The organism is Hamadaea sp. NPDC051192, from assembly GCF_040682475.1.
Taxonomy (GTDB): domain Bacteria; phylum Actinomycetota; class Actinomycetes; order Mycobacteriales; family Micromonosporaceae; genus Hamadaea; species Hamadaea flava.
This window is the reverse complement of record NZ_JBFBAZ010000019.1, coordinates 55,140-73,408: the sequence shown is the minus strand read 5'-3', so window position 1 is coordinate 73,408 and position 18,269 is coordinate 55,140. Positions and strand designations below refer to the sequence as shown.

At 70.7% G+C, this 18,269-nt stretch carries 16 protein-coding genes; 12 read left to right on the top strand and 4 right to left on the bottom strand.

The features are described 5' to 3' along the window. Positions 1–111: 111 nt before the first annotated feature. Together AB0M47_RS11240 and AB0M47_RS11235 are read right to left on the bottom strand one after the other, a co-directional pair. Entirely contained in the window at positions 112–2,010 is a 1,899-nt protein-coding gene (locus AB0M47_RS11240) for a hypothetical protein (RefSeq protein WP_363411754.1), read from the bottom strand. Between the two features lie 47 nt (positions 2,011–2,057). Next, the gene (locus AB0M47_RS11235; protein WP_363411752.1) at positions 2,058–4,070 is read right to left on the bottom strand and encodes a thioredoxin domain-containing protein; all 2,013 of its coding nucleotides are present in this window, start codon (positions 4,068–4,070) and stop codon (positions 2,058–2,060) included. Between the two features lie 139 nt (positions 4,071–4,209). On the opposite strand from AB0M47_RS11235, the gene AB0M47_RS11230 reads away from it, so the two are divergent. The 10 genes from AB0M47_RS11230 (at position 4,210) to AB0M47_RS11185 (ending at position 12,906) form a co-directional block, all read left to right on the top strand. Beyond that, the gene (locus AB0M47_RS11230; protein ID WP_363411750.1) at positions 4,210–5,685 is read left to right on the top strand and encodes an ATP-binding protein; all 1,476 of its coding nucleotides are present in this window, start codon (positions 4,210–4,212) and stop codon (positions 5,683–5,685) included. 122 nt (positions 5,686–5,807) lie between these two features. Beyond that, the gene (locus tag AB0M47_RS11225) at positions 5,808–6,410 is read left to right on the top strand and encodes a dihydrofolate reductase family protein (protein ID WP_363411748.1); all 603 of its coding nucleotides are present in this window, start codon (positions 5,808–5,810) and stop codon (positions 6,408–6,410) included. Between the two features lie 37 nt (positions 6,411–6,447). Then, entirely contained in the window at positions 6,448–6,813 is a 366-nt protein-coding gene (locus tag AB0M47_RS11220) for a YciI family protein (RefSeq protein ID WP_363411746.1), read from the top strand. A 2-nt stretch (positions 6,814–6,815) separates the two neighbouring features. Next, positions 6,816–8,042, top strand: coding sequence for a sigma-70 family RNA polymerase sigma factor (locus AB0M47_RS11215; RefSeq protein WP_363411782.1), 1,227 nt, complete (start codon positions 6,816–6,818; stop codon positions 8,040–8,042). A 279-nt stretch (positions 8,043–8,321) separates the two neighbouring features. Further along, positions 8,322–8,783 (top strand): hypothetical protein, encoded by a 462-nt coding sequence (locus tag AB0M47_RS11210; protein ID WP_363411744.1) that lies wholly within the window; start codon positions 8,322–8,324, stop codon positions 8,781–8,783. A gap of 54 nt (positions 8,784–8,837) precedes the next feature. Beyond that, a complete protein-coding gene (locus tag AB0M47_RS11205; RefSeq protein ID WP_363411742.1) occupies positions 8,838–10,607 on the top strand; it encodes a hypothetical protein in 1,770 nt (589 codons plus the stop codon). Between the two features lie 68 nt (positions 10,608–10,675). Next, a complete protein-coding gene (locus tag AB0M47_RS11200) occupies positions 10,676–11,104 on the top strand; it encodes a hypothetical protein (protein WP_363411740.1) in 429 nt (142 codons plus the stop codon). Beyond that, positions 11,098–11,328: a helix-turn-helix transcriptional regulator gene (locus tag AB0M47_RS11195; RefSeq protein ID WP_363411738.1), complete on the top strand. Its 231-nt coding sequence runs from the start codon at positions 11,098–11,100 to the stop codon at positions 11,326–11,328. The genes AB0M47_RS11200 and AB0M47_RS11195 overlap by 7 nt, the downstream gene beginning before the upstream one ends. Continuing rightward, positions 11,328–12,284, top strand: a complete 957-nt coding sequence (locus AB0M47_RS11190) for an NAD(P)-dependent alcohol dehydrogenase (protein WP_363411736.1) — start codon at positions 11,328–11,330, stop codon at positions 12,282–12,284. Before AB0M47_RS11195 ends, AB0M47_RS11190 begins: the two co-directional genes overlap by 1 nt. A 43-nt stretch (positions 12,285–12,327) precedes the next feature. Beyond that, positions 12,328–12,906 carry a TIGR03086 family metal-binding protein gene (locus AB0M47_RS11185; RefSeq protein WP_363411734.1) on the top strand — a complete coding sequence of 193 codons (579 nt, stop codon included), beginning with the start codon at positions 12,328–12,330 and terminating at the stop codon, positions 12,904–12,906. 133 nt (positions 12,907–13,039) lie between these two features. Here AB0M47_RS11185 and AB0M47_RS11180 read toward each other — a convergent pair whose 3' ends face one another. Continuing rightward, positions 13,040–14,404: a PLP-dependent aminotransferase family protein gene (locus tag AB0M47_RS11180; protein ID WP_363411732.1), complete on the bottom strand. Its 1,365-nt coding sequence runs from the start codon at positions 14,402–14,404 to the stop codon at positions 13,040–13,042. Between the two features lie 47 nt (positions 14,405–14,451). Here AB0M47_RS11180 and AB0M47_RS11175 point away from each other — a divergent pair, with 47 nt between their 5' ends. Both AB0M47_RS11175 and AB0M47_RS11170 read left to right on the top strand, forming a co-directional pair. Continuing rightward, the gene (locus AB0M47_RS11175) at positions 14,452–14,892 is read left to right on the top strand and encodes a carboxymuconolactone decarboxylase family protein (RefSeq protein WP_363411730.1); all 441 of its coding nucleotides are present in this window, start codon (positions 14,452–14,454) and stop codon (positions 14,890–14,892) included. Continuing rightward, positions 14,889–15,701, top strand: a complete 813-nt coding sequence (locus AB0M47_RS11170; protein WP_363411728.1) for an isocitrate lyase/phosphoenolpyruvate mutase family protein — start codon at positions 14,889–14,891, stop codon at positions 15,699–15,701. Before AB0M47_RS11175 ends, AB0M47_RS11170 begins: the two co-directional genes overlap by 4 nt. On the opposite strand, the gene AB0M47_RS11165 is transcribed toward AB0M47_RS11170, so the two are convergent. Next, entirely contained in the window at positions 15,682–18,174 is a 2,493-nt protein-coding gene (locus tag AB0M47_RS11165; RefSeq protein ID WP_363411726.1) for a bifunctional diguanylate cyclase/phosphodiesterase, read from the bottom strand. The genes AB0M47_RS11170 and AB0M47_RS11165 overlap by 20 nt on opposite strands. Between the last annotated feature and the right edge of the window lie 95 nt (positions 18,175–18,269).

The window sequence follows — 18,269 nt, the reverse complement described above, 5'->3', positions numbered from 1 at the left end:
GCAGATCACGGTTACGCATGCTTCCCGTGCCGGATTTGGCATGCGTAACCGTGATCTGCAGCCCAAAGGCGAGCGGCGCGAGCGTCAGCCCGAAGCGAGCGCGAGCGAGCGTCAGCGGCGCGGGCGGCGCGAGGGCTTGCGCCCGGCGGGCGTACGCGCGGCCCGCAAGGGCTGAGCGAAGGCGAGCACGACCGGCGTACGCCGATCCGCGAAGGGGTCACCTGCCCCGAGGGCGCTCACGAGGTCGGGCGTACCCGATCCGGCGAAGCCCCACAGCCCGGTGGGTCCGACGACGGCGCAGCCCGCGAGCTGGGCGTACTCGGCTTCGGTGAGGACTTTGGCGAGGGTGTCGAGCACTTCTTGGGCGACGTCGTCGCCGTATCGGGGCGGCCCGGTGACGCCGATCCGGCCGGCTCCGGCCGCCGCGTCCCGGGGTGGGCGTACGGCCCGCATCGGGGCATTGACGAACCGGTCGGCCAGCCGGGCCAGGCGGAGTCGTCCGCAGAGCGCGGCCATGATCGCCCGGCTCCCGGAGCCGTACGCGACCGCCGACTGCGCCAGCCAGGGCGGCTCGCCGGTCAGCGCCGAGACACAGCGGGCGGCGATGCCCGGGGTGATCTCCCAGACCGGGCGCACCCGGCCCTGCGTGACGGCGACCGCCTTCGCCGAGACGAGGACGTACCAGGGCTCCGTCGCGCCCGACGCGGTCTCGGCGACGTACCAGGCGAGCTTCTCCGGCAGCGGATCGCCGGGTTGCAGGATGTCCGTCTCGACGGGCGTACGCCGCCAGGTCCGCCCGCCCGCCACGACGTCGTCCGGCGGCGGCTCGGGCGGCGTCGCCGGAGCGTGCCGCGCCAGCCAGTACGCCAGGACATGCCGCCGGAACAGCGCTTCGGCCACCGACGGGTCGCCGTCGAGCAGCGTGCCGAGCTGGCCGACCGCGGCGACCGAGGGCGCGCCGTGCAGCACGGAGGCCGCGAGATCCGGGCCGATCCGCCGCAGCACGTCCGCAGTGGACGGAGGCGGTGCGATCGGCGGCGTGCGCACGGCCAGCTCGGACCAGTCGGCGTCGGCGGCCGCGTCACACTGGGGAAACCGCAGCTCGACGCCGTATCGGCTGCCCACCCGGTCGGCGAGCCGGGCAAGGTGCGGACCGGCCGGAGCGGCGTCCAGCAATGCGTCGATCTCCCCCGCGACGCGCCGCGCCGTGTCCCAGATCAGGTAGCTCTCCAGGTCGGGCAGCGGTTCGCCGAGGTCGGCGACATATTCGGCGAGATCGAGCTTGCCGGTCAGCGACGCCTGCGCCGACTCGGCGACGACCTTCACGGGGACCTCTGCGGCCTCGGTCGCGCCATAGACGGCCGCCGAAACCGGGCCTGGCGTCAGGCGTACCCCTAGGCGTCCTGGAGTGATCGCCCACCGCAGCGCCATGCGCGCGGACATCGCCCGCGGTCTGCGCGTGACCGCGGGCGTGTGGTCGGTGACCTCGATGTCCAGCGCGAGGACCTGGCCGGGAAGCACGCGCCGGAGCGCGGCGTAGAAGGTCCGGTCGCTCGCGTCGCACGCGCCGGTGTCGAGGAAATCAGCCACCACCTGCTGGTCCGGAACCGCGGGCACGCCGGCCGCGAGCAAGGCCTCGGGCTCCGAGGCCACCAGAATGCCGGTCACGGTCTGTGCGTAGTAGAGCGGTGGTCCGTCACCGTTGCGAGCCAGCATGAGGCCATGGCGCTTCGGATCGCGCAAGATCAACGCGTAGGGGTCCGGACCCCCGAGCAGCCCGCTCGGGCCTTTCTGGCGATACGCCGAAAGCAGCGCGCCGAGTTCGGCGACGCCGTCGACGACCGCGACGCATCCGTCCAGTTCATGAACGATGGGCAGGGCGGCCCGGACGATCAGGGTCGCCGAGCCGGCGCGGTGGCACGCGACGTCGGAGCCACGGGCGGCGAGCGCGTCGGCGACCGCGTCGGCCGCGCTCGGAGGACAGGAGATCAGTGCGCCTAGGCCGGCCATGCGCCCGATGCTATCCGGCTATTCCGACATAGCCGGATAAGTGACCCCTATGCGGTAAGCACTGTCGACAAACCGACAGGGTCGGTGACCGGCCGATCACAGACGAACCCACGGCAGACGTACGCCGCCGGCCGGCCCTCGATCAGGGGGCGCCCGTCGAGCAGCGGCACCCCGGGCCGGTCGGGTTCGCCGACCACGAGGACCGCACCGCCCGGCGCGTCCCGGACCGCCACCCGGGTGAGTTCGGCGGCCTGACCGGCGTCGGGCGTGGCGATCGCGATCTCGACCGGGCCGCTGAGCAGCGCCTCGGCCGCGGCGGCGCTGTATCCGGCGAACCGGGGATGCTTGGCGATCACCTCGGCGACCTGGCCGAGGATCTCCGCGGCCCGGTCCCGATAGGACGGCTCACCCGACAACGCGTGGTACGCCAGCAGCGCGCTGGCCAGCGCGGAAGCCCCACTGGGCGTGGCGTTGTCCGTGGGGTCGGCGGGCCGGGTGACCAGCCGCTGCGCGTCCACCGCCGTGTCGAACACGCGGCCGTCCTCGACGAACTTCGCCAGCGCGGTGTCAACGAGCGCACCGGCGCGCTCCAGCCAGACCGCCGCCCCGGTGAGCTGATGGATCAAGGCGAACGCCTCGGCCACACAGCCATAGTCCTCCAGTACGCCCGCCGGCTCCCCCACGATGCCGTCGAGCGACACCCGCCGGAGCCGGCCGTCGGCGTCGACGTGCCGCTCAGCCAGCAGCGTCGCCGCCCGTTCGGCCCGGTCGGCGGCGTCGCCGGGGTCCTCGCCCAGCGCCTCGGCGACCCGGGCGTACTCGCCGATCGCGGTGATCGTCAGCGCGTTCCAGGCGGCCACGACCTTGCCGTCGATCGCGGGTTGCGGGCGGTCCTGCCGAGCGGTGAAGAGCTTGGCCTTGACCTGTCGCCACCGATCGCGTACGGCTTGGTCGGCGTCGTCGACGTCCCGAGCCAAGGTCAGCACGGTCGCCCCGTGTTCGAAGTTGCCGGCCGCCGTCACCCCGAAGACGTCGGCGGCGAACCGGCCGTCCTCCTCGCCGAGCGCCTCGACGAGCTGGTCCGGAGTCCACACATAGGTCAGGCCCTCCACACCTTCGGTGTCCGCGTCGTACGCCGACCGGAACCCACCCTCCGGCGTCGAGAAGTCCCGGACGAGGCACTCGTACGTCTCCCGCGCGACCCGGCCGGCCAACGCGTCCCCGGTCAGCCGCCACAGATCGGTGTAGACCCGCAGCAGCAGCGCGTTGTCGTAGAGCATCTTCTCGAAGTGCGGCACCACCCAGTGGCCGTCGACCGCGTACCGGTGGAAGCCGCCGCCGACCTGGTCGTAGATGCCGCCCCGGGCCATCGCCTCGGCGGTGTGCTGGACGACCTCCAGGACGTCCTTGTCACCGGTCCGCTTGTAGTGCCGCAGCAGGAACAGCAGCGCCAGGTGCGGGGGGAACTTCGGCCCGCCCTCCCCGAATCCCCCGTACGCGACGTCGTGCGCGGCCACCAACCGCTGAGCCGCCTGCGCGAGCAGGTCCGGCGTGATCGGCGTGCCGCCCGAGCCGCCCAGCCGCTGCGGCGCGATCGCCTCGACCACCGCCGCACCCTGCCGCAGCACGGCGTCACGCTGATCCCGCCACGCCTCGCCGACCGCGTCCAGCAGCCGGTCGAAGTTGTCGCGCGGGAAGTAGGTCCCACAGAGGAACGGCTCCCCGTCCGGCGTGGCGAAGACGGTCATCGGCCAGCCGCCCTGCCCCGTCATCGCCTGCGTGGCCGCCATGTAGACGGCGTCGACGTCGGGATGCTCCTCCCGGTCCACCTTGATCGCGACGAAGTTCGCGTTGATCTTCGCGCCGATCACCGGATCCTCGAAGGACTCGTGCGCCATCACATGACACCAGTGGCAAGCGGCGTACCCGACCGAGATCAGCACCGGGACGTCCCGGTCCCGGGCCTCGGCGAGAGCCGCGTCGGACCACGGCCACCAGTCCACCGGATTGGCCGCGTGCTGGCGCAGATAGGGCGAAGTCGAACTGCCGAGCCGGTTCACCCCCAAACTCTCCCACGTCCGGCGGGGCTCGGCGTGAGCGGACGTCCCTTCCCGCTGATCAGGATTACGGAACTATACTTCTGAGAACTATAGTTCTGTGGCTTGGCGCACGCAGCGATAGCGGGACGAAGGGAACGAGATGGATAAACCAGGACACGTATTCGACCGCACTCGCGAATGGGCGGGGCTGTCGTCCTTCGCCACGCGACCGCCTGCCCGCCCGGGCGCGACGCTGGGCGTCGTCAGCGGCCGACGACGCCAAGGCAAGAGCTTCCTCCTCCAGGCGCTCACCGAGGCCACCGGCGGGATGTACTTCGCGGCGACCGAGGCCACCGAAGCCGAAACGCTCCGACTCTTCGGTGACGCGCTCGCCCGGTTCACGCGGGCAGGCTGGGACTCCCCGGCCCAGGACTGGAACGGAGCCATCAGGCAGATGTTCCAGTCCATTCGCGACCAGCCGACTCTGGTAGTAATCGACGAGTTCCCCTTCATCACCCGCGTGTCACCGGCCCTGCCGTCGATCATTCAGCGGGAGCTCGGCCCCGGTGGCAGTGGGCAGGAAAGCGCGGTACGCCTGGTGCTCTGCGGCTCGGCGATGTCGGTGATGGGGGGCCTCCTGTCCGGCCAGTCGCCCTTGCGCGGCCGAGCCGGTCTGGAGCTTGTCATCCAGCCGTTCCGCTACCGCGACGCGGCCGAGTTCTGGGGCATCACCGATCATCGCCTGGCGGTCCTGGTCCACTCGGTCCTGGGCGGCACTCCCGCCTACCGGTACGAGTTCACTCAAGGAGATGCGCCCGCCGGCCTCGACGACTTCGACTCCTGGATCATCCGGACGGTCCTGAACCCGCAGACTCCCCTCTTCCGCGAGGCGCGATATCTCCTGGCCGAGGAGACGGACATCCGCGATCCCGCGCTCTACCACTCGGTATTGGCCGCCATCGCCACCGGCAACACCACGAACGGCGGCATCGCCAATTTCATCGGCCGCAAGTCGGATCAGATCACCCATCCGCTGAACGTGCTGGAGGACTGCGCCCTCATCCGCCGGGAGCCCGACCTCTTCCGTCCCGGTCGCTCGCGCTACTCCATCGTCGAACCGCTGATCACGTTCTACGAGGCGATCATGCGGAGACGCTGGTCCGAGCTGGAGATCCACCGCGGCGAGGCGGTCTGGACCTCGATGCGCCCGACGTTTCTCACCCAGGTCGTCGGCCCGCATTTCGAGGCACTCTGCCGGGCGTACGCGCTCGACAGCGGAGCGGCGCTGTTCGGCGGTTTCCCCGCCGAGGTGGGTTCCGGCGTCGTCAACGATCCGGCCAACAGGACACAAATCGAGATCGATGTCGCAGTGCTCGCGGCACAGGAATCGAACGGTTCACGACGGATATTGTCGCTCGGCGAAGCGAAATGGGGCGAGGTGATCGGCAATCATCACCTCGATCGCCTGGCCCGGGCCCGCGAGTTGTTGACGCTCAAGGGTTACGTCACGGACGACACGGTCTTGGCGTGCTACGGGGGTGCTGGATTCACGCCCGAGGTGCTCGCCACGGCCGCGAAGGATCCCCGCGTCCTGCTGGTGGATCTTCGGCAACTGTATGCGCCGCCGCTCGAGTAGAAACGGTCTCGAAGTTCTTGGAAAGAAATCCGCGTGGCGGTGTCGGATCGGGGCAGTGGAGTTCGTGGTACGGGTGAGAGGCCGCTCACGAGGGGCGCCACCACGGACAAGGAACCATGATCATGAAGCTGACGACCATGACGCAGATCACCGTCGATGGTGTGGTGCAGGGAAACGGCGGGCGGAACGAGAACCGCAGCGGCGGGTTCGAGCGGGGCGGCTGGGCGCGGCCCTACTTCAACAGCGAGTCCGCGGGGTACATCGGCGAGGTCTACCAGAGTGCCGAGGCGTTCCTGTTCGGCCGCCGCACCTATGACCTCTTCGCCGGGTATTGGGGGGTCATGGAGCCGGGCAGCGGCCCGATCGCCGACGCGTTGAACACCAAGCCGAAGTACGTCGCGTCCAGCACGCTCGCCGAAGCCGGCTGGGCGGACACGACCGTGCTGTCCGGCGACGTCGCGGCGGCCATCCGTGAGCTGAAGGCCAAGCCGGGCGGCGACTTGCAGGTCCACGGCAGCGGCACACTCGTCCGGTGGCTGCTGGCGAACGATCTCGTCGACGAGATGCGCCTCATGGTCATCCCGGTGATCGTCGGCCAGGGGATGCGGCTGTTCCCGGAGGCCGGTCCGGACATCGCGCTCGAACTGATCGAGTCGCGAGACTTCCCGAAGGGCATCACCCTGCAGGTCTACCGGCCGGCCGGGCAGCCGCAGTACGCCGAGTGACCTCGACCGACCGACCGAACGAGAGAGAAGAGCTGAGATGCACTACCTGGTTTCCGTCGTCGACGACACCGCCGGACTCGCGACCGACGAGGAGATGGCCGCCATCGACGTGTTCAACGACCGGCTCAAGGCCGAGGGCCACTGGGTCTTCGCGGGCGGGCTCGCCGCGCCCAGCACCGCGACCGTCATCGACAACCGCGGCGGGCAGGCCATGTTCACCGACGGCCCATACGTGGAGACGAAGGAGTACCTCGCCGGTTTCTGGGTCATCGAGGCCGAGGATCTCGATGTGGCCCTCAAGCTCGCCGCCGACGGCTCGAAGCACTGCAATCGGAAGGTCGAGTTGCGACCGTTCCTCGGCGTCGATCTGGAGTCGCTCCCCGGCCAGGGTTCCGGCCAGTGACCGTGGTCGACGTCCGGGCGGCGATCACCCAGGCCCATCGGGAGCAGTGGGCTCGGGTGGTCGCCGCCCTGACCCGGCGATTCGGCGACCTCGATGTCGCCGAGGAGGCGGCGGCCGAGGCGTTCGCGACCGCTGTCGAGCGGTGGCCGGTGGACGGCGTACCGCCGAATCCGGGCGGGTGGCTGACCACGACCGCCCAGCGCAAGGCCATCGACCGGATCCGCCGGGAGAACAAGCGCGACGACAAGCACAAGGAGGCGCAGATGGTGTTCGACGACGGACCGCCTGAGCCTCTCGGCGCCATCGAGGACGACCGGCTCCGGCTGATCTTCACGTGCTGCCACCCGGCGCTCGCGATGGAGACCCGGGTGGCGCTGACGCTCCGGATGCTCGGCGGGCTGACGGTGTCCGAGATCGCCCGCGCCTTCCTTGTCCGGGAGAGCGCCATGGAGCAGCGGATCACCCGCGCGAAAGCCAAGATCAAGGCGGCTCGCGTCCCCTATCGCGTACCGGCCGCCGAAGATCTCCCGGCCCGGGTCTCCGGCGTCCTTTCGGTCTTGTTCCTCGTCTTCAACGAGGGCTACCTGGCGACCGGTCCCGACACCGACCCCGTGCGCCACGACCTCACCGCCGAGGCGATCCGGCTCACCCGCCTCATCCGCGAACTCCTCCCGGCCGATGGCGAGGTGGCCGGGCTGCTCGCCCTGATGCTGCTCACCGAGGCCCGCCGCGCCGCCCGGATCTCGGCGAGCGGCGAACTCGTCAGCCTCGGCGAGCAGGACCGGGGGGCTTGGGACGTCGCGCTGATCGCCGAAGGCCACCGACTGGTACGCGAACGGCTGGCCGCGCGGGTGGCGCCCGGTCGCTATCAGATCCTCGCCGCGATCGGCGCCGTCCACACCTCCGCCCACGACGTACGCGACACCGACTGGTCGCAGATCGTCGCGCTCTACGACCAGCTCGTACGCCTCGACGCCAGCCCGATCGTCGCGCTCAACCGTGCCGTCGCCGTCGCCGAGCTGGACGGTCCCGAGGTCGCCCTGGCGGCCGTCGATCGGCTCGCCGACCCGTTGGGCGGCTATCACGCGTACCACGCGGCTCGGGCCGACCTGCTGCGCCGGCTTGGCCGGAGCCGGGAGTCGCGGGCGGCGTACGACCAGGCCATCGAGCTGGCCGGGAACACGGCCGAGATCGCGTACCTGACGCGTCGCCGCGACCAGTTGGGCTAGCCTCTGCGGATCCCCTCCTCGCAGAGGCATCGTCGCGCCCAGAGCGGAGTTCCGTTGTCCAATCGGTCGAAGCGCAGGTCCGCTCCCCAACCTCGTCGGACGGCGCAGCGATCCACCGAGCCGGATCGGGCTGACGCACCGCCGGCGGAAAAGACCGCCACACAGCCGCTGAAGTTCTTCCCATGGCCGTTTCTCGCCGTCATGGCCAGTTTCTTCGCGGATCTGCTCCTGCCGCGGCAGTGGGAACTGACGTGGTCGTCGGATCGGAGTCCAGCCTGGGTGCAGCCCGCCACGCTCTTGCTGGCCATCGTCAGTCTTTGGAGCCTCGCCGAGGCCGTCCTGGCCAGCCAGCTTCGCACGATGGCGCTGGGCCCGACGGCCGAGCAAGGCCGCTTCACGACCCGGCGATTGCTCGAGTCGGTGGCTCGGCGCGGTGGTTTCATGACTCTCTGGCTGACCGTTCTCGGGGCCATCGCCTGCGCCGAATCCACCGACGCGTCAGTCAAACCGACGAGCGTCCTGAGTGACATGGCGACCGTTGGCGTCCTGTTGGGACTTGCGCTCTGCGTCCCGCTCTCGCTCTCGACCATGTGGAACTGCTTCGGCGAGATGCGGCGAGCCGGCCAGATCACCAAGCTCGCTCAGGGCGTCATCGCTGCGGGAGTGGTCGGCGCCGCCATGAGTCTGGCGTGTCTCGGCGCCGTGGGCCAACTCGTCCGGGCACTCGGCGGAAGCGCTTGACGGGGTGGATAGGGTTCGGGTCATGACGAACGGAATCGAGTCCCTCTCCCGCCGGTGAGCACGACCCCCGAGCGCAGTGCGCTCGACCGACCGGTCTCCTGGTACGCCTACGCGCTGCAGCTGCTCGACGGCACACCGGCCGGCCCGTCCCCCGACGACGGCGTACGCCGTGACGCGCCGCTCCGAGAGCGCCTAGACGCCCTGACGGCCCTCCTTCGAGACTTCCTCGACGATCCCGCGCAGTCGCCGCAAGAGTTGCACGATCGGTGTGCCGCGCTGGCGATCCGCTCGACCGATGTGTCCGAGGCGCTGAGTCAGCTTCGGCACAGCGCCGATGAGCGAACCCGTCAGACGGGCAGGTGGCTGATCCGCAACGGCACCGACAAGGGCGCCGTCCTGGTCGGGCTAGGCCTGCTGATCCGCAACGGCGAACGCGCGGACGCCGAGATCATCAAGACCATCGGGCTGCTGCGGTTCGCTGATCTGCTCGCCGTTGAGGCACTGGCCCGGATCCGGGGCGCCGAACCGCAGCTGATCTGGCTCGCGGAACGCTCCCGGCGGCGGGTACGCACCACAGCCGTCATCGCCTTGGCGGGTCGTCGAGCTAAGGAGATCCGGCGCTGGATCCGGTCGACTCCGCGCGACCTGCTGACGAGCGGCCTCGCCCGGAAGATCGCCGAACAGCAGGATCTGCCGGGATTGCTGGCCGCTTCCGAAGTGGACGACGAGCCGTGGGATCAGGTGGCCAACCTCCTGCTCGCGATGGCCTCCACCGACAACTACGTGTCCGAGATCCGCCGGTACGCCTACGCGGAAGCCGTCTACGAGCGATGGGTGGCCCTTGCACCGACCCGGCAGCCCAGTCTCGAACGGGCGGTCCTGCTGACGCTGGTCGCCGAGGATCTGCGTACGGGGTCGGCCGCTCCGGTCGTCGGCGAGGCGCGCGGCGAACTGGTCGCCCGGATCGAAGCAGTGCTCGCCGCGCCGGAATGGCGGGACATGCTCGATGAAGACGCCGCCGAGGCCGATCCGGTCGTTGCGCGGCGGGCATCGTGGGTCATCCGGCAGGGTGGGCCGAAACCGTTGCCTGCCAAAGGTTTCGCCATCCGCGTGGTCGTCGCCGACCCGAGTCCCACCGGTTCTGGGCAGGTTGAAGCCCGGATCGTCGTCGACGGGATGCCCGTCGTCGCCCGGTACTTCGACAAAGGTCCGGCCGCCAGCCCGGAGGCTCTGCTGACGACCGGCCGGCTGCGCGCAACCGAGGAGCCGCACGAGGTACGCCTCGCCGAGGCGTACTGCACGGAGGGCTGCTGTGGCGGGCTCTATGTGACGATCGTGCGGGAAGGCACCGAGGTCGTCTGGCGGAACTGGCGGTCATCGTCCACTGCGGACGATCTGCCGGCCGAGGTCAGGTTCGACGCCGTCGCGTACGACCAGGAGGTGAGCCGGGCCGGGCACGACCATTCGTGGGAGTGGCCCGCCCGGAGCGTGGCGCGGCTGGTGACCGAACGGCTCCGGGCCGAGCCGGAGATCCTGGGCCGATGGGACTGCCGGCCCGGGTGGTGCGCGGCCTGGCTGCGCGAATACGACACCGTACGCCTCACCTTCCAGCATCCGGCCGCCCGGTCGAGCGCTCCGACCGACCCTTCGGTGCAGTTCGGCCTGGTGATCGACGTCGACGACCGCGACCCCACGGAGGTGGCCGAGACGGTCGTCGCGTCGCTCATCGCCGGCGATCCGAAGGAGATCGCCGAGATGGTCGGTGGGACCACGGACGGACCGGCGCTGCTCGGCCTCGAGTATCGGCCGCCCAGCCGCTGGTGACTCGTACCCGACAGCGTCATGTGTAAAGAATTCTTGACACGGTGTCAAGATCGCTTTACATTGATCGTATGCCATACGAGGAGAAGCGCGCTTGGATCATGGGCGTGGTCAGCGCGGTCGCGTACGCCGTCTACGTGGCGGTGGTCCTGGGCCGCTCGGCCGGCTCATCCCTCACCGAGGTCCCGTACGCCGGGCTTATGCTGGCGACCATCGGGGCGGCCATCGCCACGACCATCCTGGTCAGCATCGTGGCCGGGATCTTCTCCCCGCGTACACGGGACCGCGTCGACGAGCGTGACCGCGAGATCGGTTACCTCGGCGACCGCATCGGCCAGTCGTTCATCGTCGTCGGCGGCCTCGCGGCGATGCTGCTCGCGCTGGCCGAGGCCGACTACTTCTGGATCGCCAACGTGATCTACCTGGGGTTCTTCCTCTCCGCGACGGTCGGCTCCGCCGCCAGGGTCTTCGCGTACCACAAGGCCTTCCAGACATGGTGAAACCGACCAAGGTGACCAATTCGATCCGGGCGCTGCGGTTCGCGCACGGTGAGATGACGCAGGCGGAGCTGGCCGACCGGATCGGCGTGACCCGTCAGACCGTCATCGCCATCGAGCAGGGGCGGTATTCGCCGTCGCTGGAGATGGCCTTCCAGATCGCGCGGGTCTTCGGGGTCTCGCTCGACTCGGTCTTCCATTACCCCGAGGGCTCCGAGGAGGAGTGATGAAGGCAATCGTCCGCGAGCGGTACGGGTCGGCCGAGGTGCTCACCCTGCGCGAGGTCGACCGGCCCGTGGCCGGCGACAAGGAAGTCCTGATCCGCGTCGAGGCGGCCGGGGTGGATCGCGGCGCGTGGCACATGATGACCGGCGAACCGCGGGTGATGCGGCTGGTCACCGGCTTGCGGCGACCCAGGTCGTCCGCGCTGGGCATGGATCTGGCGGGGGTGGTCGTGGCGGTCGGCGCGCGGGTGACGCAGTTCGCCGTCGGCGACGAGGTCTTCGGCAGCGGCACCGGCGCCTTCGCCGAGTACGCCACGGCCAAGCCGGACAAGCTGGCTCGGCGGCCGGCCGGGATGACGGCGGTGCAAGCGGCTGCCCTGCCGGTCTCGGGAGCGACGGCGCACCTGGCGACGCGTACGGCGAATGTCCGGAAGGGACAGTCCGTGCTCGTCATCGGAGCCGGTGGCGGCGTCGGGGCGTACGCCGTCCAGCTCGCCCGCCTCGCCGGTGCGACGGTCACCGCCGTATGCAGCGGCGGCAAGGCGGAGTTCGTCCGTTCCCTCGGCGCTGAGACGGTCATCGACTACACGCGTACGCCGTTGTCCGGGCGCTATGACGCGATCCTCGACATCGCGGGAAACCGGCCGTTGCCGTTGCTACGCGGCCTGCTGACACCGACCGGGTCGCTGGTACTCGTCGGCGCGGAGAACGGTGGCGCCGTCTTCGGCGGACTGGGTCGTAACCTCCACGCGAAGGCACTCGACCCGTGGGTGAAGCATCGCCTCAAGGCTCCCCTCTCGATCGCCCGGACCGAGGATCTGGAGCGCCTCGCCGCGCTCTTCGCCGCAGGTGACCTGGTCGCACCGGTCGACCGGACCTATCCGCTCGCCGACGCCGCCGAGGCCATCCGGTCGCTGGAGGCGGGAAAGGTTGCGGGGAAGCTCGTCCTGGAGCTATAGTGGAATGGAACGTTCCGCTCCATGAAAATACCGGAGGTACCCGATGACCACCTGGACTCTGCTCGACAACGCTCACCAGGCACTGCGTACCGCGATCGCCGGAGTCGGCCCGGACGGCTGGCAGCTCGCCACCCCGTGCGACCAGTGGACGGTCACCCAGGTCCTCCAGCACGCCGCGGGCGACCAGCTCGGCTACGCCGGCACGCTGGGGGTCGGCACCGGGCCGGCGTACAACCCGTTCGCGCCGTCCGGCGAGCCGGTCGAGGACCCCGCCGCCTTCACCGAGCAGGCGCTGGTCGCCTCGGCGGCGGCGTTCGCCGCGGTCGAACCCGGAGCGCAGGACGTGCCCAAGCCGCTCCCGCTGCCCCCGATGTCGGCCGAAGAGGTCGTCGCGGCGGCCGCCCTGGACGCTGCCGTGCACGCCTGGGACATCGCGGTCGCCACCGGGCAGCCGTCGCCGCTCACGCCGGAGCTGTCGCAGGCGCTCCTGCCGATCGCGCACGCCACCGCCGACCCGCTGCGCGGTTTCGCGTACGCCGACGCCCTGGGTGGCCAGGAGAGCGACGACGCGGCCGCTCAGCTGCTGCGGCACCTCGGACGCGACCCGCAGTGGAAGCCGTGACCGGCTCTCGGTAAGCACACCGTTAGGCACCAGATCAGGGATATGCCTGGGATCTTGAGCCAAGATCCCAGGCATATCCCTGATCTGCCGGGCAAGGCGGCCGGGCGAGGCCCCGAGCACGTAGAGGCAGAAGTCAGAACGAGCGGAGAACCCGGGAGAGCGTGTCCACCGCGGCGGGATAAGCGCCCTCGCGCGGAGTCCCGTACCCGACCACGAGTCCCTGCGGACGCGTCCCAGGTTCGTGCCAGTGCGTGCCGAGCGCCCCGAGCGCCAGTCCCCGGGCGGCCGCCGCGTCCAGGACGTCACGTTCGGACAGCCCGGCCGGCAGGCCCAGCACGACGTGGAGTCCGGCCGCGATGCCGCCGAGGTCGGCCCCGGGCAGCCGATCGACGAGTTGGTCCCGGCGGCGGCGATACCGCAGCCGGCAGGCGCGGATGTGCCGGTCGTACGCGTGCTCGGCGATCAGGTCCGCCAGGGCGAGCTGGCCGATGGTCTCGGTGTGCACGTCGGTGAGCCGTTTGAGCCGCACGACCGGCTCGACCAGGTACGCCGGAAGCACCATCCAGGCCAGTCGCAGCGCCGGGCTCAGCGTCTTCGCCGCCGTTCCGATGTAGACGACGTGCTCCGGAGCGGTTCCCTGCAGCGCGCCGACCGGTTGCCGGTCGTAGCGGAACTCCCCGTCGTAGTCGTCCTCGATGATGAGCCGGTCGCCGGATCGGGCCCATTCCACCGCCGCACGCCGTCGTTCCGGATGCAGCGTGACGCCCATCGGGTACTGATGCGCCGGGGTCAGCACGACGGCGTCGGCCGCCGCGACCGGGAGCACCGCGCCAAGGGAGTCCACCGGGACGGGCACGACGGATGCGCCCGCCTCCCGGACGACGTCGCGATGGAAGTCCAACCCGGGATCTTCGAGGCCGATCGTCCGTCCCCTATAGACGGTGGCGAGCAGGGCCAGCGCTTGGACGTAGCCCGAGGTGATGACGATCCGATCGGGGCTGGCCAGTACGCCGCGCGCCCGGCCCAGGTAGTCGGCGAGCACGCTCCGGAGCACCAGGCTGCCCCGGGGATCGCCGTAGTCGAACGCGGTCACCGGCGCCCGGGACAGCGACCGGCGTACGGCGCGGGTCCAGGCCGCGACCGGGAAGGTGGACACGTCGGGACTGCCCGGACGCAGGTCGTACCGGGGTGTCGTGACCACCTCCGGAACCGCCGTCGGCAGCACGATCGGCGGAAGCGCCGCGACCTCGGTGAAGGAACCTTGGCGGGCGGTCAGATATCCCTCCGCCACCAACTGGTCGTACGCCGCGCTGACGGTCCCCCGGGCGAGGCCCAGCTCGGCGGCGAGCGTACGCGTGGCGGGCAGGCGGGTCTGCGGCGCGAGCCGGCCGGACCGGATCGCGTCCCGCAGCGCCTCCTCCAGCGCGGTCCGGCGGGTGGCCGAAGCGGAGAGGTCGAGGTGCAGGTCGACGCCGAAATTGGCCCAGTCAATCGCCATGGTATTGGACCTTAGCGCAGAGCCAATCCGCTCCTAAAGTCAACGACATGAACACTCGTCTCGCAGTCGACACCCTGGCCCCCCACATCAACAAGGCGATGAACGCCCTGGACGCCGCCGCGCGGCAGACCCAGCTGGAGGCTCCGCTGCTGGAGCTGGTCCGGTTGCGGGCCTCGCAGCTCAACGGCTGCGAGTACTGCGTCGACCAGCACAGCGCCGACGCCGTCAAGGGCGGCGAGGACCCGCGCCGGCTGTTCGCCATCACGGTCTGGCGGGACACCCCGTTCTTCACCGACCGTGAGCGGGCCGCGCTCGAACTGACCGAGGCCGCCACCCGGCTGACCGAGGGACCGGTGACCGACGAGGTCTTCGCCCGCGCCGCCGCGCAGTTCACCGAGGTCGAACTGGCCGAGCTGATCTGGGCGATCACGGTGATCAACGCCTGGAACCGGCTCGGCGCGACCGCCCACCCGTGGTCGCTGTCGTGACTCCCCCGTCCTCCTGGGCTCCCGGCGCCGGCGAGTGGTCCGGCGCCGGGCCCGACCTGGTCACCGGGGCGGCGACGCTCCGGGCGCTACACCGGCCGGGCGATCCCGTGGTGCTCCCCAACGTCTGGGACGTGCCGTCGGCCCGAGCCGTCGAGGCGGCCGGCTTCCCCGCCGTGGCCACCAGCAGCGCCGCGCTCGCGGAAACGCTCGGCCACGCCGACGGCGAGACAGCGCCGGTCGGGGAGATCCTCGACGCCATCGCACGGATCGTGCGGGCGGTGGGCGTACCGGTGACGGCGGACGTCGAGCGCGGCTTCCGGCTGTCCCCCGCCGAGCTGGTCGAACGCCTCGCGGCCACCGGGGTCGCGGGCTGCAATCTGGAGGACTCGGACCCGGCGACCGGCACCATGGTGGACGCGGCCCGCCAGTCCGACTTCCTGGCCGCGATCCGCGCGGCCGCCCGGTCCGCGGGTGTCGATCTGGTGGTCAACGCACGAATCGACGTCTTCCTCAAATCAACTGGTACGCACGACGCACTGGCCGAGGCGGTCGACCGGGCGCGGCGATACCTCGCCGCCGGCGCGGACTGCGTATTTCCGATCCTGCTCGACGATCCGGCGACGGTCGGCGCCTTCGTCGGTGAGGCCGGTGGCCCGGTCAACATCCTCGGCCGCCTGGACGGTCCACCGAGCGTCGCGGAACTGGCCGCTCTAGGAGTGGCCCGGATCAGCTTCGGGGCCCGCGTACACGCGGCTGTGCGACGACAGCACGCGGATCTGTTGGCGCGGCTCAGCCCACGCGGGCGATAGCGTCGGCCGGCGGCTCGGGCAGGCTGCGCAGCGCGGCGGTGATCTCCTCGCTGGGCATGGGCCGGAAGAAGTGGAAGCCCTGGGCGGCGGTGCAGCCGAGGTCGGTGAGCACCCGGCGCTGCTCATGGGTTTCCACGCCTTCCGCGACGACTCGCAGGCCGAGCTGCCGGCCGAGGTCGACGGTGGTCCGCACGATCGCGGCGGCCTGCGGCGAGTCGCCCATGGCGCGAACGAAGCTGCGGTCCACCTTGACCTCGTCGACGGCGATGCGGGTGAGGAAGGTCAGCGAGGAGTAGCCGGTGCCGAAGTCGTCCACGGACAGCTGCACGCCCAGCTGCCGCAGGTCGTTGAGCACCTCGTCGATCACCCGGAGGTCGCTCATCACGACCGTCTCGGTGATCTCCAGAACCAGCCGCGCGGGCTCGATGCGGTGCTTGTGCAGCAGCCTCCCGATGTCGGCGGGCAGCTCGGCGTCGAGCAGGTTGCGGGCCGAGAGGTTGACCGACACCGGCACGTCGATGCCCTCGGCCTGCCACAACGCGGCCGCCGTCAACGCCTTGTCCACGATGTACCGGGTGAACGGCGCGAGCAGCTCGCTCGCCTCGACCGCGCGGACGAAGTCCTTGGGGTGCAGTCGGCCGCGGCGGGGATGCTCCCAGCGGGCGAGCGCCTCGACACCGGTGGGCGCCCCGGTCGACAGGTCGATCGCGGGTTGCAGCGCGACCAGCAGCTGGTCGTCGAGGCTGAGCGCGGTACGCATCTCGGCGACCAGGGCCAGCCGATCCGTGCTCGCGCCGTCGTGCGACGGGTCGTACGCGACGACCGAGGACTGCCCGTCCTTGGCCTGGTAGAGCGCGACATCCGCGCGACGCAGCAGTTCCGGCATGTCGACCCGGCCCGCGGCCGCCACGACGACGCCGACCGAGGTCTCCGCCGAGACGGTGACCCCGGCGATCTCGGTCGGCTCGGCGAGCGCGGCGGCCAGCCGACGGGCCCGGCGCAGCGCCTGCCGCTCGGCCTGCCGCATGGCCTGTTCTGTGCCGTCTTCGGGAAGGTCGAACAGCAGCAGGCCGAACTCGTCGCCGCCGAGCCGGGCCAACAGCTCCACATCGGAGACGAGATCGCTGAGCCGACCGGCCGCGATCTGCAGCAGCTGGTCACCGGCGACGTGGCCGAGGGTGTTGTTGACTTCCTTGAAGTTGTCGACGTCCAGCATCAGCAGGGCGACCGCGGCCGACCGGTCGAGACCGCGAAGTGTCTCGTCGCCGCGGCGCAGCAGCGCTTCCCGGTTGAAGAGCTTGGTCAGCGGGTCACGGACGGCCTCGTCGACCGCGCGTTCGGTGGCGTGCCGGAGCGCGGCGTGCGTCGCCGAGTCGTGCAAGGCGACGCCGAGCGCGTCCGCGTACGCCGCGAGCGCGGCCCGATCCCGGCTGCGAAGTCCGACCGTCCCGGCGAAGTGCAGGGTCAGCGTGCCGACCGGTTCGCCCGCGACCTCCAACGGCCGAGTCACCGACGCGATGACGCCCGCGTTGCGGCGCAACGGACCGCCGCCGGCGGTGTAGCGCATGGTGGGGCCGTCCGCGTTCAGCAGCTCGACGACGACTTCGTTGGCGCGGAACAGACTCAGCGCGCTGCGGGCTCCGGCGTTGGCGATGCCCGCGATGTCGCCGTGGCGGCGCAGCGCCCGGATCGCGTCGGCGTAGCGGTTCCAGCCCTGCCGCTCCTGCGAGTCGAGCAGCCGATGCGTGTACGCCTGCTGGAACAGCCACAGCACCGGCGGGAGGGCGATGAGCCAGCGCAGGTCCACGCCGAGCAGACCGACGATCCCCAGGCCCACCGCGAGGTTGCCGAGGGTCATCATCCAGATGCTGCTCAGCGCCCGCCGCATCAGCGTGCCGAACTTGTGCCCGTCGCGCAGCGAGGTGTAGACGCAGGTGATGACGACGGTCAGCAGCGAATAGCCGAGCGCGGTCGCGGCGAGGGCGAAGCCGTCGTCCGGGGTGACCATCTCCTTGTAATGGCCCTGGACCAGCAGATGCGCGACGAGCGCCGCTGGACCGGCCGCGATCGCCAGGCTGGCCGAGCGCCGGATGATCTCGACGAACGGTTTCCACTCGTCGGCGAACGCCTGCAACAACACGTTGGCGAGCAGGACGCCGAGGCCCATGGCGGCGGGCAGCCAGCCGTCGGGCCCGACCCAGACCGCGACGATGAAGGCGGCGTCGCCCCAGGCGGTGGCGAAGTTGGAGCCGGAGATCCGGACGCGCAGCCGGCCGAGGTGGCTGACCACGACCATGCCGACCACGATCGCGAACCGCACCCAGTCGTCCACTGGGGAGAAGACCACTCCGCCGATCGAGACGACCAGCGCGACACCGACCGCGAAGGCGACGAGGGTCCGGGCGCGCCGGGGCAGTTCGGGTGCGCCGCTGGCCAAGTACGCCCGCCGCAGTGCGGCCCGCAAATAGTCCATAGCGGACCGAAAGCCCTCAGAAATGCGGTGAACCACGCTGTTCATCAGCACACCGCACCCCCTCTTCGTGGGTTCCGGCTGATTGGCACGCTGAC